Genomic DNA, 14,550 nt, shown 5'->3' with positions numbered 1-14,550 from the left:
GTCAAGTCAGACGATTGTCTCGTCTTCCTGCTTCCGCGCAAACATCATGACTGCCCTGCGTGCGGATCGTCATACACCTATGTGGATCGGTATCGCGAACAAATTCTAACCGGTATACCGGATGCGGCGCTCAGGTACATCTACAAAAACCGTCGTTATCGTTGCCGTGAATGCGGAAAGACCTTTTCCGAGGACAGGAGTTTCATCGACGCATATCAACGAATGCCCCGCAGCGTCATCGAGAAAATCGTTCACGCGCACGGGGAACTCGTCAGCGCAGCGCACATCGCACGGAGACATGACATATCGCCAACAACCGTTATGCGTCATTTTGCGCGCGCGAAGCAGCAGCAGGAGTCCGATCTGCTGGATACCGTCATCTCCATGGACGAATTTTGCGGAAACGTCGGCGCAAAATATCAGGTCGTTATCAACGACCTGCAAAACAGACGTTGCTGCAACGTCATTGATGACCGTTGTGCCGCAAGCATTTATAACAGACTTCTCGCATATCCTGAATCCGAGCGCGAGAATGTCATGGTCGTCAGCATTGATCTATCGCCGTTCTTTCATAAACTCGCCGAAGAGTGCTTCCCGAATGCAGAAATCGCAGCCGATAAATTCCATGCCGTCCGTCTCGCGAACAATGCGCTCGACAGCATACGCAAGGAAGTACAGGCAGGGCTTCCGTCGCGTGATAAGAAATGGTTTCGGAACGCACGGCACATCCTCTTGGGACGAGAGCCGAAACTCAGTCTGAACGAACGCAGCAAACTCGCGAAAATCCTTTCCTTTTCGGAAGCACTGAAAACAGCCCATGCGCTGAAGGAAGAATACTATCGTATCTTTGACAGCGCAGATCGGAAGATGTTCAAGGAGCGGCTGCATGATTTTCAACGGCACGTCCAAATGGCGAATCTTGCCCCATTCATCCGCGTGCTGAAAACAACGGAACAGTGGAAAGAGGAAATTTGGAACGGTATCCGAACGGGTTATAACAACGGATTCACCGAGGGCTGCAATAACACGATCAAGGTTCTAAAACGTGTCTGCTACGGTTTTCGTAACTTTGAGAACTTCCGTCGCCGCATTCTCTACATCCTCAATAATGAAGAACGCAAATCTCGTCGCACAAAACATCTAAAAAAATAGCCGTAATTATTTTCCGTAACTATTGACAAAGAGCCCAAAGGCGTGGAGGGATTGCAGAGAGGGGGACAATGTGCTATACTTAAAAATGAAATCCGCACCGCACTTAGAGCCGCAACGCTGGCAAAGGATTTTAGAACACATCGCCGACGCAAAGTGCCATTTTGACACAGACAGCACAAGGCTTCCAGCCGCGAGGATTTTAAAACCACATCCCCGCAAGGGGACGGAAACAATGCAAAAGAACACAAGACGGCAACATTCGTCGTTATTTTAAAACCACATCCCCGCAAGGGGACGGAAACCTTTCGTACACTTACCGTACAATCATAACAACCACATCATTTTAAAACCACATCCCCGCAAGGGGACGGAAACCATCGGGGGGAGTGCCTTACGATGCCAATCCCAAAGCATTTTAAAACCACATCCCCGCAAGGGGACGGAAACTCTTGATAAAATCAATCAAACGACTTCTCTCAACCCCATATTTTAAAACCACATCCCCGCAAGGGGACGGAAACAAATTCCAGCGGCGAATGCGAACGGATCGCCGAACAATTTTAAAACCACATCCCCGCAAGGGGACGGAAACAGTCTAAGATATACCACTGCGCGAACATATCTGCTATTTCAAAACCACATCCCCGCAAGGGGACGGAACGCACGAACCCTAGCCTCCCCTGCCACAGCGGGGGAGGGGGACCGCGAAGCGGTGGAAGGGGCGCTATGAACGATCCATGCATCTCTATCGTGAGAAAGCCTCATTCGCCACAAGTGCCCCCACTGGCTCGCACCGCTCGCCACCTCCCCCGTTTCGACGGGAGAGGTGAATAGAGCATTATCCCCGCAAGGAGATGGATTCTCTCAACCTTCAACAAACTGCTGTTGAAGGTTTTTTTGTGTCTGCAAAATCACGGTTGACAAAACACTGCTCTCATGATATCCTACGCTATTCCCATGACAGGGAACCCCGAAATACAGGAGAGGAGTGCGGCAAGGGGCGCGGGGCAGCATCAAAAAACCTCCCTACGGAGAGGGAGGATATTTACAAAGGAGTTGTGTGGAATGAATACGAAAAAGAAGTGTATGCTTGCCGTGGGGCTTGCATTCGGTATGTCCCTGTGTGCTGCGGTGCAGCCTGCACCATTCGTTTCCTCTGCAGCGGCGCATTTTATGACGAGCGCGGAGGAGCATGAGATCGGCAGGGCGGCGGCGGAGCGTTTTGAGGAGAAGAATGATGTTGCGATGGACGATGATCTCATCACGATCCAGCAGCGTCTGATCGCGTCGAACCCCGAATACCTCAACTGGAACGATGGTGTACATAAGCGTTGGCTCGAACCAATGAAGATGTACCACAGCGACCAGCCAAATGCGTTTATGCTCCCCGGTGGGTACGGCTATATGGCGGACTCGATGGTGAACTTTATGGACACCTATCAGAACGACGGTTATCTGAACAAGAATCGCATGCGCCCTCTCAACAAGACGAATATCTACAACACCTCTGCGGTCGCGTTCGTCATGGCGCACGAGTTCGGGCACTGGGCGGGCAAGGATCATCTTGAGAGCTATGACAAGCAGTACGGGCTGAACATCATCTCGAATATTCTCGGTGCGCTCGGCGGCTCTGTCTCTGCGATGACGGCGCGGCAGATCGGGATCAACCTCGTGGATACGCTCTGGGAGCGCAAGATGTCGCTCAGTCAGGAGATGGGCGCGGACGAGTGGGGGCTTCAGTTCCTTGAGAATGTCCCTGAATATTCTACTGGTGGAGCCCTCATAAAGTTTGATCGATTCCTTCGATTGGAGGAGATTCGTTATCCTGACGGAAAGTTTCCGAAGAACTACCGCAATCCGCACCCTGGCACGGAAAAGCGGTTTGACCGTGCGATGGACTACATCAGAAAGACATCAAATAATCGCGTGATGGTGCTCTCCAGTGAGCTCTATATCGACGGTCAGAGGATTCCCGTGTATGGGCGGGAGGATATTGTAAAGAGGGAGCGCGTTTTCTATCTCGCGGGGCAGATTGCGGCGGCGATCAAGTACGATATGTTTCACGAACGCTGTGTTCGGTTTGTCCCCGTTGCGCAGAGCCCCGTTGCCGACGATCCGGATCGGCACAATGAGGGGTATCTCGTGGTTGTGAATGATGATCGGACGATGAGCAAGTTCCTTGATAAGTTCCGTTATGATACGTCGCGCAGTTTTGAGGAGAACATGGCAGTGACGATGTATGCGAACGGGGATATGGAGACGCTGGGCTCGATTGTCGATGCGATGAATCTGTATGATGCAAAAAATCATGGAAAATAGAAAGCGGGGCAGACGTACGAAGCTGTAAAACTTCGTACGTCTGCCCCGTTTGCTGTTCCATCCTCAGAGCCGGATGCGTTCGATGTGCTCCATGTCCACGGTGACGACTGCCATGTCGACCGTGATCTCGTAGAGGATGAGGTCGTCGCCGACGGCATCGATGGTCTCCTGATAGCGCGGGATCTTCGCCGCGAACAGTGGCGCGAGGTCGTAGACGGTGTGCGCGGACTTGACGGCTCTGCCGCTCGCACGGACGTGTTCGTTCGTGTCGTTGTGCGGTACGGTGGTAAATGCGATGTTCGGATTCGCCGCGAGTTCGACGACCTTCTCGTTGTCCTTGAACGTGGCGAAGTAGACGCAGCGTTCCTCGGGCGCATAGTAGAAGTTCACGATGCGCACATGTGGCAGCCCGTCTGTCGTCGTTGCGAGTGCGATCTCGCGGTGCTCGCGCATGATGCGCTCGAATTCATCCCTCATGTTCATGTTGTTCCCTCAATCCCTGTGATGTTACTTCTCTGTCTGTATTCCGCGCACAAAGGCATGGCGCGGTGCGCAGCTCCCCGCATCGGCAGCAACGATGCAGAGGTCGATCTCCGCTGTGCCGATCTCTGCAAACGGAATGCTGACGATCTGCTCATAGCCGACGATCACGCGCAGATCATCCGTGAGCGGTGTGCGTTCGACTTCCCTATAGTCGAGCATCCGCCCTGTCTCCGACCCGCTCCGATAGGTCAGCAGATTCCACGCAGGGTAGCCGATAAAACGCGTTTTCACGTAAAGGTTTTCCCCACGGAACACCGTGCCCTCGGGCAGGCGGTTCGGGTAGTCCGCCTCCGCCGCAACGGGGGATGTCCCCTCCGCCCAGAGTGCGATGGACTCGACCCGCGTGAGTGCGGGTGCGGGACCCGCGCTTACGGTGGGCAGGGCGCAGCAGAGAAGGGCGAGGACGGCGAGGAATGTGCGAGAAAGTTGCTGCATAAGACCTCCATTTTCCTTGTGTTTTGTGTCCTTTGTAATAGCGCAGACACAAGATGGTTCTGTGAGGATATTGTAACACAAAATACGTCTGCTTTGCAGATTTTCATGCCTCGATTCCGAGTTCTCGCCGCAGCGCATTTTGCAGCGTCTTTGAGAAGTTGATGCTCCGTGCCACGGCAAGGTCGTTCATCCATCGCGGGATGGACAGCGTTTTCTTTACGGATTTGTTGAAATGCGTACGCGCATAGCTCTCCACGTCGACGGAGACGAGCGAGACGAAGCGACCGCGCTCGTCGGAATAGTCTTCGCCCTCCTCGTCCTCTGCGGAGAGGTCGACTTGCTCAAGCGGGGTAGGTGCGGGAAGTTTCGTGTGTTCTGCTTTCATTGTGTGAATATAGCCCGCGAGGCAGTCCGTTGCCATTGCCATTGCATCCTCCAGATTCTCTCCTTCGGTTGCGAGGTGGTTCAGGTCGGGGAAGATGACGGTGTAGCTATCGTCATTTTGATGGTAAAAGATGGCGGGATAAATGTGAAGCATTGCTGTTCTCCTTTGGAATATAAGATGTAGAAATTATTTCAAACCTGCCTGTTTCAGAATCGAGTTCAGTGTTCTCTTGCTCAGATCTTTTGGTTTTGTATGAAAGGGGATTGTGACCTTGCCCGGTTTTGTCGGATGCGTGTACTGGTGGTGTGAGCCTTGAATTTCCTGCAACTGCCAACCGTCAGCCAGAATGATTTTTTCTGCCTCTCGTGGCGTCATGCGAACACCTCCCTTTGTTCGTATTATACAATAGAATACGTATAAAATAAATACGTAAAAAGCACGCCGACATTTTTGCCGGCGTGCTGTCGTGTTGTATGGAGTTACGCGGATTTCTTCCCGCTCAGGACGACCTTGCTGAAGAGGCCGAGGATGCCGAGGAAGACGAGGAGTCCGAGCATCTCAGCGGTGTCGGCGAAGTCTGAGCCGACCATTGCGAGCGGACTCTCGCCGCCGCCGTTCGAGACGGAGATGACGATGACGCCGGCGAGCAGGACGCCGACGATGGACTCACCGACGATGAGCCCCGAGGCGAAGAGCGTACCGCGCCGCAGACCCGCCGCCTCAGCATTCGAGCCGCCGCTTTTGCGGAGATGACAATTGAGGAAGTAGCCGAGGATGGCGCCGACGACGAGCGGTGTCTGGATGACGGGCGGGAGGTAGATGCCCATGCCGACGGCGAGCGGCGGCAGACAGAGACTGCGCGTCGTGCGCTTGAGGGAGAGGTCGATCAGCACGAGGATCACGCCGACACCGATGCCGATGTAGATATACTCCCATGCGAGCTTACTCGAGAAGATGCCCTGCGCGATGGTGGTCATGAGAACCGCCTGCGGTGCGGAGAGTGCCTGCGCGGGATCCATGCCTGCGCGCGGCATCGCGCCGGGGAAGCCGTACGCCTCATAGAGGAGGTTCAGCACGGGCGCGATGACGAGTGCGCCGACCACACAGCCGATGAGAAGTGCGACCTGCTGGCGCCACGGCGTTGCACCGACGAGCCAGCCCGTCTTGAGGTCCTGCATGTTGTCGTTCGAGATGCAGGCGATCGCGAGGATGATTGAGGTTGTAAAGATGGCGGTCGCCGTCGCAAATTTCTCGCCGCCGGGCATGTCGAAGATGCCGAACGATGCACAGAGCGAGTACATGACGAGCGAGGCGACGATGATGCCGAGGATGCCGATGCCGGAGATCGGGCTCGAGGATGTGCCGACAAGTCCCGCCATATAGGCGCAGGCGGCAGCAACGAAAAAACCCATGAGGACAGCGATGCCGACGCCGACGATCGTAAAGATCAGCTTCTGACTCGGCGGAATGTGCTCGGGGCTGACAAAGGCGTAGAAGATTGCAAGAAGTCCGATGACCGTTACACCAAAGACAAGTGCAATACTCCTCATTGTCATGTCGATGTCCATGCGGTGCAGACCTTTTTCCGCATCATTCGTGCGCGCGCCCGCGATGGATTCTTTCACACCGTCGATGACGGGGCGTGCGAGCGTGATGAGTGTCCAGATTGCGGCGACACCCATTGCGCCGGCGCCGATGAGACGCACCTTCTGTTGGTAGACCGTGCCCGCAAATTTTTGCAGGGTCATGCCGTCGGGCAGCATTTCCGTCATGGTGAAGTAGGGGACGAATCCCGCCCATGCGATCGCGATTCCCGTCAGCATGGCGAGTCCGCTCGCAATGCCGATGAGGTAGCCTGCACCCACGAGCGCGGTGGAGTATCCCAGAGGCAGCTGCGTCATGCCGCGTCCGACATGGAACCATGCCGAGAGCGAGCCGCCAAGTACCTGCAGACCGTTCGTGAGGAATGCGATGATGCCCGCGACGACGCTGCCCGAAAGGATTTCCTTGATGCCGGAGTCGGACTTTCCGTCTTCCTTTGCCGCGCTGCCGACCTTCAGGATCTCTGCGGCAGCAACGCCCTCGGGGTAGGCGAGATCGCTGTGCACGACCATCGCGCGGCGCAGCGGGATCGTGAAGAGCACGCCGAGACAGCCGCCGCACGCTGAGACGACGAGCGTCTGCCAGAACTCGAAGCCCTGCCAGTAGCCGATCATGAGCATACCCGGGATGATGAAGATGATGGCGGACAGCGTACCTGCCGCCGACGCCTGCGTCTGCACCATGTTGTTCTCAAGGATGTTCGCGTCCTTCGCCATCTTGAGCACCGCCATCGAGATAACCGCCGCTGGAATCGCCGACGAGAACGTCAGTCCGACCTTGAGTCCGAGGTAGACGTTCGAGGCTGTGAAGATGATCGTGAGGATCGCGCCGAGCAGCATGCCGCGCACGGTGAGCTCGGGGAGTCTCAGCTCGTGCTGCATGAACTCGTTGTGCGAATCTTTCATACGATAATCACCTATCCTTTACCTAGATGAAGAAAAAATAACGAAAATATTATAACATAGAAATACAGAATGTAAAGGAATCAAATCTCATGTATACAATACAAAACCGCCGACAGGCTTTCTCGTCACCTGTCGGCGGTCATGAGGAAAATACGGGAAGTGATAGGTAACTCTCTTGCATCCAAACGACCTTTGCTTCGTTCCCTGTCCGAGCTAGCATGGGATGGGGAACTTTCCTCCAAAACGCTGAGAAACTACCTCGACATACATCTGACGCACACACCACGACTCCACTCGTGGGAAAACATTCTTCTGCTGTGCGCCTTGTACGTCCCTGCACCCGTCCTCTGCGGGCTGCCGCATCCTCCTGCCACATGTTTCGCTCGGCACCCTATCCCGTCACGTGCCAAGATAGGGTACACACATGCGGACACCCTGCGGCCACTCAATGACCCATCGGAATCTCCTCCCAGTCCGTCGGGGAAATTAGGCTATGCCCACTTCGCTCAGCCAGCGAAGCTGCACCGCCGTGATCCCTCTCCAACAACCGTCGGTCAACACTGTGGAAACTCCGGAGAACTCTGCCCATATGTTTACGGATCATACGGGGGACGACCTGTCCTGAATCAGGCTGTCGACGAATCCTCCTTAACTGCTTCTAGTATACCCAAGTTTCAGAAGATTGTCAATACCATAGGAGAAAAACTTTCGATTTATGAGGATTGACAAAAAGAAAGTTTTATCATAGGATAAGCATATATTTTTTATATGATATAAAGGAGATGGAGATATGGCATATCAACTGTGGAATGTGCTCGATGAACTGAAGTCCGATGCGTATGAGTGGGTGGATCTGACGCATCCGCTGAACAATGACAGCCCATATTGGGCGGGAATTCCGGAGGGCTCTGTGGAGCTCAGCAAGACCTGCTTCGACTGGGGCAATCCGATGCTCGACTGCCTGATCCAGACGTTCAAGTTCCCGGGGCAGTTCGGGACGCACATCGACTTCCCAGGGCATTTCGTCCGCAACCGTCCGCTCGCCGAGTCCTATGGGGCGCAGCACATGCTCTATCCGCTGTGCGTGATCGACGTGACGGAGCAGGTCGCGCACGATGTCCACTATGCCGTGACGGTGGAGGACATCAAGGCGTACGAGGCGAAATACGGCGCGATTCCGGACGGTGCGTTCGTAGCGCTCTATACGGGATGGAGCAGGCATTGGCCGGATATGGATGCGATCTCCGGCATCGCGGAGGACGGCAGTGAGAACTTCCCGGGCTGGTCGATGGACGCGCTGAGGTACATCTACGAGACGCGCAATGCGGCGGCGAGCGGGCATGAGACTCTCGACACGGATGCCTCTGTGGAGGCGGCAAAGGCGGGGGATCTTGCCTGCGAGCGATACCTCCTCGACAAGGGCAAGCTGCAGGTCGAGGTACTGACGAACCTCGATCGTGTGGCTCCTGCGGGAGCGCTGCTCTTCGTCGCGTGGCCGAACATCGAGGGCGCGACGGGACTGCCCGCGCGCGTGATTGCGATTACGCCGAAGAAATAAGCGAATATGCGGCAGCGGAGCAGACCATTGTCTGCTCCGCTGTTTTATATGGCAGGAAAATGCGCCCTGTATGTCGAAACTCCTAATCCATCATATATTTTAGGAGAAGAGAGATTGCACAGCGAATACTTGGAGATTGAAAAGAAAATAGAGAATGGCGAGCGCCTGACACGGGAGGACGGGCTGCGGCTCTTTGCGTGTCCTGACATTGCGTGGATTGGTGCGCTCGCCGACCGTGTGCGGCAGGAGAAGTGCGGCGACATCGTCTACTATAACGTGAACTGCCATGTGAACCTCACGAATATCTGCCTCGCGCACTGCAAGTTCTGTGCGTTCGGGCGCGATGCGGAGGATGCGGGCGCGTATGAGATGAGCGTGGAGGAGGCGGTGGCGCATGTCGCGGATGCGATGCGCGATCCGCATCTCGCGGGACTGCACGTCGTGAGCGGGCTGCATCCGGACTGGTCGTTCGAGGATTATTGGGGGCGGCTCAAGGCTCTGCATGAGGCATTTCCATCGCTCTATCTGAAGGGCTTTACGGGCGTTGAGATCACGCATTTTGCAAAGAGTTCGGGACTGTCGGTACGCGATGTGCTCGTGCGTCTGCGTGAGGCGGGGCTACAGTCGATTGCGGGTGGGGGCGCTGAGATCCTGACCGACCGCGTGCGCGAGGAACTCTGCCCGAATAAGGCGACGGCACAGGAGTGGCTTGAAACGCACCGCACGGCGCACACACTCGGTATCAAGACGAATGCGTCGATGCTCTACGGACACATCGAGACCATCGAGGAGCGCGTCGAGCATATGATGCGTCTGCGCGACCTGCAGGATGAGACGGGCGGCTTCCAGACGTTCATCCCGTTCCCGTTTCTGCCGTCGAATACGGAGCTGGGGCGGACGGTGCGGCAGACGACGATGTGGGATGATTTGCGGACGATCGCAATCGCGCGGCTGATGCTCGACAACTTCCGCAACATTAAGGCGTACTGGGTCATGCTGACCGTGCCTGTGGCGCAGGTGGCACTCTGCTTCGGCGCGAACGACATCGACGGGACGGTGCACAAGGAGACGATTCTCCACGACGCGGGCGCGAAGAGTCCCCGCGCGCTGTCGGAGGATCACATCATCCGCGTCATCCGCGAGATTGGGCGCACACCCGCCGCGTGCGACTCGAACTTTAATATTATTGAAACGTATTGAGGTTTACCGTATATCCCTTGTGCAACGAGGTCTTTGCGTAGGACGTTCAACGTCAGAGGAGGAAGTGCGATGTCGGCATATGAGGAGCGCATTGCACGTACAATGGAGGCGTTTCGCAAAAATCGCTACGATGTCTCGCGGTTCGCCGGTCGCACATCGGCGGCGGACTATCTCGCCCGTGAGATTCGCGGGAAGCGCGTCGGCTTTGGCGACTCCGAGACGCTGCGGGCGCTCTCCCTCTACGAGCGGCTAAGTGAGCACAACGAGGTCATCGACCCGCCGCGCGCGGGGCACGTCGGCGGCATCGAGGCATTTCTCGCCGCAGGGCGTGAGGCACTGATGACAGACGTGTTTCTGCTCTCGGCGAACGCCATCACGGAAGAGGGGCAGATCCTCAACATGGACGGCGCGGGCAACCGTGTCGCGGGCTCGCTCTTCGGGCATGAAAAGACATACTTCGTCGTCGGCATCAACAAACTTGTCCCCGACATTGCGGCGGGCATCGAGCGCATTCACCGCATCGCCGCCCCACGCAACGCCCACCGCAAGGGCAAGAAAACGCCCTGTGCGAAGGACGGCACGCGCTGCTATGACTGCGCGGCACTTGAGCGCATCTGCAACGCCCTCACCATTCACTACAAGAAGATGAGCTATCGCCCGATGGAGCTCGTGCTGATTGAGGAGGAACTGGGATTATAGGTGTAAAGTAAATGATGCAGGAAAGATTGATTTGTCTTTACAGGATGGCGTACGAATGAACGTATAACGTCTTTTTTTGTGCAATAATCGCTTGTGATTTTGTTATACTTGATATATTTAAAATATTGATGTATTATAAGAAAAAATAGAACTGAAAATGAGCAGCTGCAGATTTATTTGCTCGAGCGAAGGTGGTCTTCGCGAAAGGATGAAAAACAAATGAAAAAGAAACATTTGACGGCAGCTGTATTGGGGGCCCTTTTCCATATGTGCCTCACGAGTGACGGATTCGCTGCGGAGGATCCTGATACCCACGTTCTTGATGAAACCGTTGTAACGGCGACACGAACAGAAAAGGATATGATGCAAACGCCTGCGAGTATCAGCGTTATCACCGCTGAGGATATCAAACGGCATAACGTCAAGACACTGAGCGATGCCTTGGCGATGCTGCCGGGGGTCTACGATGCGCGTACGCATGGCATGTCGGAAGTGGCGAACGGAATTACCATCCGAGGATTTGGTGAGAGCAATATCCTGTTTCTCTATGATGGCATGGTGATAAACGATGGCTTTTCAGGAGGGATGAATTGGAACACGGTCGCCGTGGATGATGTGAAGCGCATCGAAGTCCTGCGTGGTCCTGCATCATCCCTCTATGGGGGAAAAGCGGTGGGGGCCGTGGTTAATATCATCAGTAAGGATCCCGATCGGGACAGTGTACACGCATACGCATCCTATGGAACAAGACGTACATGGAAGCGCGGTATCAATCTGTCGAAAAAGATCGATGAGCGATGGTCGGTTTCCTTTGGCTATGAGAATAAAAGAACCGACGGTTGGATGAAAAAATATGTCTATGTGACGCGGGGACGAACAGATACGCCATCGAACCCCGTGGCGACAGGCGCTGTTCAGACGCTCAGGGGCAATGGTCGGACGATCTATCTTCTCGGCACACCGGGGACAGGCGCTAGTGAGGACAACACATTTAATTTTAAGGTGAAGTATAAATTCACTCCGGAACAGTCACTCACATATCGCTATACCCATGATCGATATCGTTATTTTTCCACTAATCCGGAGTCCTATCTGACCGATGTGGCGGGGAACCGTGTTTTTAAGGGGAGTGTTCTCATCGGATCGAAATATTATAACTTCGATGAATCTGACTTCACGGATTACTATGGGCGTCAGGTCGTCGATCGGCACACACTGCAATACCGGGATACGGGAAACAAGCTCATCGTAAATGCGGGTATCTCAGAGGTAAAGGAGAGTGGTTACTCCGGGGGAGATGATTTCGCAGGAGTAGGACCGGGCGGAAAAACGAGCTATCCGAGCAAGACGGTTAAACTGGATCTGCAAAAGACATGGGATCTCGGGCGGCATACCGTTGTAACAGGCTTTGATATACAGCGGGATTCGATGGATTATATCAAATCCAAACTGGCGCATTGGCATGACCATGATTCTGTTACCGCACAGAGATCAAAGACAGGCGGACGCAACTCCGTGATGGCGGTTTTCGTTCAGGATGATTATCGCGCTGATGAAAAGTTTGGCATCAATGTAGGTTTGCGGTTTGATCGCTATCGGAAGTATGACGGATACTATCATGACAACGTTACAGATCTTCGGCATGAGGACGCGTCTTATAATGAGCTGAGCCCCAAGGTTGTCTTTTCCTATTTCCCCAACCGGAGGACGACACTCTATGCTTCCTTTGGACATTCGTTCAATCCTCCGCGGCTGTTCCAACTCTATTGGTACGATCCGGGCGTTGATGTCATTGCGAACCCGACACTGAAGCCGGAGAAATCGAATACCTTTGAGATCGGCTGGAAGGAGAAATTTAACGACAAAACATATCTGGGACTCTCGTTATACCATGCGAGAACCAAGGATCTCATTACACTCAGTGACGAGGATGCGGATGGAAACCGAAAGTATGTTAATGTAGACAAGGTAAAGCGCGTCGGCTGGGAACTGGAACTGCGCCATAGGTTCAATCCCGTTTGGTCGGTGTTTGCGAACTATAATTACGAACTGGCTACAGATGGCGATGATAATAGGATCTACTCCATTCCAAAACATACACTTCATCTGGGCATAAAATATGATCAGAATCCATGGAGTGCATATCTGGAAGGGCAGTATGTCAGCAGTCGTAATGAGCCTCATTATATCGCACATCGCTATCTGTCGGACGACGCCTTCTTCATTGCCAACATTGGAGTGAATTACAAATTTACATCCAATGCAACACTGTCTTTCTCCGTCGACAATCTTTTTGATCGCGACTATTGGCAGTGGTATAAGGCACGAGGTCGCAGCTTTACCGTTGGCATGGAATTCGATCTGTGAGCACGGCGAAAATAGACGGAAAGCTATGTGTGTCCTGCTTTCGATTCGGGAGGTAAGACACCGTGAAATGGATATATCAGCTGCACCGTGTGACTGGGCTCATTGTTGCACCATTTCTCCTGTTGCTGTGTTTGACAGGTTTTTTTCTGCTCTTTGGTGAAGAAATATACGATTGGAATGCTACCCCATCAGGTGCCTATGATGCTGTGAGTGAGGAAGTGCTTTATCGCCATTTGCCGGAGGCGTTGAAAAAGGCGGAGACGGAGGCGCCGGGGCAAGCAGTTCAGTCCATACGGTTCATGCCATCCATAGGAAGCATCCGCATGCGTCTTCAGGAGGGGGATAGCCCTGATGCGCGGCGCATGATCGAACTGCACCTGAAGAACAGTGTCTTGCAGGAGTCCTTGCCGCGTGCATATTGCTGTGCGTGGGTGGGAGATGCCATGCAACTGATGTTGCTGCTTCACGTCCGTCTGAATGATGGAGAGGCAGGAGAGCTTTTCCTTGTGATCATTTGCCTTTTGACGATTGTGTCGATTGGCACTGGCTTTTTGCTCTATCCAGCCTTCACGGAGGGAATGCCCTTTGGTGTGCGGCGGCGTTCTTCGCGTCGACGGTGGTGGTCGGATTGGCACAAGGCACTGGGCATACTGACCGGCAGTTGGTTATGTGTCCTTTCTCTGAGCGGTATTGGTCTGTACCTGTACGAGGCGGGATCGGATCACTATAATGAAGCGGCGTGGACGGCGGCCGGAGCGCAGTTTACCGTTCCAACAGGTGCCACGATCTCTGCTGATCATGCCGTAGAGCGTGTGCGTCGCGCCGTTGCTTCCGGACAAAGCATACAATCGATTTGTTTGCCGGATGCAGAGCATCCCTTTTATGCGTTTGAGGTCGCTAAGGTGTCCTCTGAGACAAACCTATATACACCGCACCAATGGGTGTTTATGGCGAGCGATGGAACCGGAACCCTGCTGATACCAAATGTGTCTGCAGACCTCTTATGGAGCGTTTTGTTTGTCAATCTCCATTTTCATAATCATGATTCTCTGCCGCTCAAAGGTATGTGGACATTTTTTCTGTTTCTTTCGGTGTTGCTTACCGTGAGTGGTGTGGTCGTCTATATCACCAGGTTCTTTCAGGGAACTATGTCGAAGGAAGCGGTGTTTCCCCTCGTTCGTTTCCACCATTATGCTGTTTGGACGTTGGCGCTTCTTCCGGTCATTGGACTTTTTCTTCCTCTTTGGGGCGTGTCATGGATTGCGGCGGCGGCATTCGGATGTACAACGGTGGGGGCATTGTGCTTGATGAATCGAATGTGGTTCAGCAGGGGAAAGTGACTCGTTGTGACGGCTTGGAAACGGGTTTTATAATAAAAATGTGCT

Annotated in this window: 12 protein-coding genes and 1 CRISPR repeat array; of the genes, 7 read left to right on the top strand and 5 right to left on the bottom strand. The window is 54.0% G+C overall.

All coding sequences use genetic code 11. From position 1 onward, the window contains the following. Together HMPREF9081_RS01210 and HMPREF9081_RS01205 are read left to right on the top strand one after the other, a co-directional pair. Positions 1-1,152 (top strand): ISL3 family transposase (locus tag HMPREF9081_RS01210; RefSeq protein WP_006305059.1); only part of this gene is annotated, 1,152 nt, incomplete at its 5' end. Positions 1,153-1,348: 196 nt separating this feature from the next. Continuing rightward, a CRISPR array of direct repeats spans positions 1,349-1,814; the repeat unit is 35 nt; unit sequence ATTTTAAAACCACATCCCCGCAAGGGGACGGAAAC. A 403-nt stretch (positions 1,815-2,217) separates the two neighbouring features. Then, the gene (locus HMPREF9081_RS01205; RefSeq protein WP_040394189.1) at positions 2,218-3,471 is read left to right on the top strand and encodes a M48 family metalloprotease; all 1,254 of its coding nucleotides are present in this window, start codon (positions 2,218-2,220) and stop codon (positions 3,469-3,471) included. Between the two features lie 63 nt (positions 3,472-3,534). Here the strand turns inward: HMPREF9081_RS01205 and HMPREF9081_RS01200 are convergent, their stop codons facing one another. The 5 genes from HMPREF9081_RS01200 to HMPREF9081_RS01180 all read right to left on the bottom strand — a co-directional run bounded on the left by HMPREF9081_RS01200 (position 3,535) and on the right by HMPREF9081_RS01180 (position 7,341). Then, positions 3,535-3,954 carry a pyridoxamine 5'-phosphate oxidase family protein gene (locus HMPREF9081_RS01200; RefSeq protein ID WP_006305057.1) on the bottom strand — a complete coding sequence of 140 codons (420 nt, stop codon included), beginning with the start codon at positions 3,952-3,954 and terminating at the stop codon, positions 3,535-3,537. Between the two features lie 24 nt (positions 3,955-3,978). Further along, positions 3,979-4,449, bottom strand: a complete 471-nt coding sequence (locus HMPREF9081_RS01195) for a hypothetical protein (protein ID WP_006305056.1) — start codon at positions 4,447-4,449, stop codon at positions 3,979-3,981. Between the two features lie 103 nt (positions 4,450-4,552). Further along, the gene (locus tag HMPREF9081_RS01190) at positions 4,553-4,987 is read right to left on the bottom strand and encodes a type II toxin-antitoxin system HicB family antitoxin (RefSeq protein WP_006305055.1); all 435 of its coding nucleotides are present in this window, start codon (positions 4,985-4,987) and stop codon (positions 4,553-4,555) included. A gap of 33 nt (positions 4,988-5,020) precedes the next feature. Beyond that, positions 5,021-5,209, bottom strand: coding sequence for a type II toxin-antitoxin system HicA family toxin (locus HMPREF9081_RS01185; protein WP_006305054.1), 189 nt, complete (start codon positions 5,207-5,209; stop codon positions 5,021-5,023). A gap of 104 nt (positions 5,210-5,313) precedes the next feature. Continuing rightward, positions 5,314-7,341 (bottom strand): OPT family oligopeptide transporter, encoded by a 2,028-nt coding sequence (locus HMPREF9081_RS01180; protein ID WP_006305053.1) that lies wholly within the window; start codon positions 7,339-7,341, stop codon positions 5,314-5,316. 790 nt (positions 7,342-8,131) lie between these two features. On the opposite strand from HMPREF9081_RS01180, the gene HMPREF9081_RS01175 reads away from it, so the two are divergent. From HMPREF9081_RS01175 to HMPREF9081_RS01155, 5 genes are all read left to right on the top strand, one after another. Then, positions 8,132-8,899: a cyclase family protein gene (locus tag HMPREF9081_RS01175; protein WP_006305052.1), complete on the top strand. Its 768-nt coding sequence runs from the start codon at positions 8,132-8,134 to the stop codon at positions 8,897-8,899. 114 nt (positions 8,900-9,013) lie between these two features. Next, on the top strand, positions 9,014-10,099 hold the full coding sequence (gene mqnE, locus HMPREF9081_RS01170; RefSeq protein ID WP_040394186.1) for an aminofutalosine synthase MqnE: 1,086 nt from the start codon (positions 9,014-9,016) through the stop codon (positions 10,097-10,099). A gap of 69 nt (positions 10,100-10,168) precedes the next feature. Further along, positions 10,169-10,798: an LUD domain-containing protein gene (locus HMPREF9081_RS01165; protein WP_006305050.1), complete on the top strand. Its 630-nt coding sequence runs from the start codon at positions 10,169-10,171 to the stop codon at positions 10,796-10,798. A 219-nt stretch (positions 10,799-11,017) separates the two neighbouring features. Then, positions 11,018-13,165 carry a TonB-dependent receptor gene (locus HMPREF9081_RS01160; protein WP_006305049.1) on the top strand — a complete coding sequence of 716 codons (2,148 nt, stop codon included), beginning with the start codon at positions 11,018-11,020 and terminating at the stop codon, positions 13,163-13,165. Between the two features lie 62 nt (positions 13,166-13,227). Then, positions 13,228-14,505, top strand: a complete 1,278-nt coding sequence (locus HMPREF9081_RS01155) for a PepSY-associated TM helix domain-containing protein (protein ID WP_006305048.1) — start codon at positions 13,228-13,230, stop codon at positions 14,503-14,505. The last annotated feature ends 45 nt before the right edge of the window (positions 14,506-14,550 follow it).

It is taken from the genome of Centipeda periodontii DSM 2778, from assembly GCF_000213975.1.
Lineage (GTDB): Bacteria > Bacillota > Negativicutes > Selenomonadales > Selenomonadaceae > Centipeda > Centipeda periodontii.
Note: the sequence above shows the minus strand (reverse complement) of the source record. Positions and strands in the feature narration are given on the sequence as shown.

Coding starts and splice junctions, on each gene's coding strand:
- HMPREF9081_RS01195 (WP_006305056.1), bottom strand. CDS start 4,449: ATGCAGCAACTTTCTCGCACATTCCTCGCCGTCCTCGCCCTTCTCTGC.
- HMPREF9081_RS01190 (WP_006305055.1), bottom strand. CDS start 4,987: ATGCTTCACATTTATCCCGCCATCTTTTACCATCAAAATGACGATAGC.
- HMPREF9081_RS01200 (WP_006305057.1), bottom strand. CDS start 3,954: ATGAACATGAGGGATGAATTCGAGCGCATCATGCGCGAGCACCGCGAG.
- HMPREF9081_RS01205 (WP_040394189.1), top strand. CDS start 2,218: ATGAATACGAAAAAGAAGTGTATGCTTGCCGTGGGGCTTGCATTCGGT.
- HMPREF9081_RS01180 (WP_006305053.1), bottom strand. CDS start 7,341: ATGAAAGATTCGCACAACGAGTTCATGCAGCACGAGCTGAGACTCCCC.
- HMPREF9081_RS01175 (WP_006305052.1), top strand. CDS start 8,132: ATGGCATATCAACTGTGGAATGTGCTCGATGAACTGAAGTCCGATGCG.
- HMPREF9081_RS01160 (WP_006305049.1), top strand. CDS start 11,018: ATGAAAAAGAAACATTTGACGGCAGCTGTATTGGGGGCCCTTTTCCAT.
- HMPREF9081_RS01165 (WP_006305050.1), top strand. CDS start 10,169: ATGTCGGCATATGAGGAGCGCATTGCACGTACAATGGAGGCGTTTCGC.
- HMPREF9081_RS01185 (WP_006305054.1), bottom strand. CDS start 5,209: ATGACGCCACGAGAGGCAGAAAAAATCATTCTGGCTGACGGTTGGCAG.